The sequence below is a fragment of the Paraburkholderia sp. SIMBA_053 genome, from assembly GCF_046534895.1.
Classification (GTDB): Bacteria; Pseudomonadota; Gammaproteobacteria; order Burkholderiales; family Burkholderiaceae; genus Paraburkholderia; species Paraburkholderia caledonica.
This window is the reverse complement of the sequence record NZ_JAWRXU010001270.1, coordinates 1-251: the sequence shown is the minus strand read 5'-3', so window position 1 is coordinate 251 and position 251 is coordinate 1. Positions and strand designations below refer to the sequence as shown.

Sequence of the window (251 nt, the reverse complement as noted above, 5' to 3'; positions counted from 1 at the left end):
CAGGTCGGCCGGCGCCAGGTTGATGGTGATGCGACGTGCTGGGAACTCGAACTGCGCGCACAGGATGGCCGCGCGCACGCGTTCGCGTGATTCGCGCACGGCCGCTTCCGGCAAACCCACGATCTGCGTGGACGGCAGGCCGCCCGACAGATGTACCTCGACCCTGACCTCCGGTGCCGCGACGCCCACGCGCGCGCGGCTGTGCACGAGCGCCAGGCTCATGCGGCCCCGTTCCTCGGCCGGATCAGGAG

Annotated in this window: 1 protein-coding gene; it reads right to left on the bottom strand. The window is 71.3% G+C overall.

What is annotated here, in order from left to right:
• On the bottom strand, positions 1-222 hold a 222-nt coding region (locus tag SB753_RS39715; RefSeq protein WP_410805501.1), incomplete at its 3' end, for a magnesium chelatase domain-containing protein.
• Between the last annotated feature and the right edge of the window lie 29 nt (positions 223-251).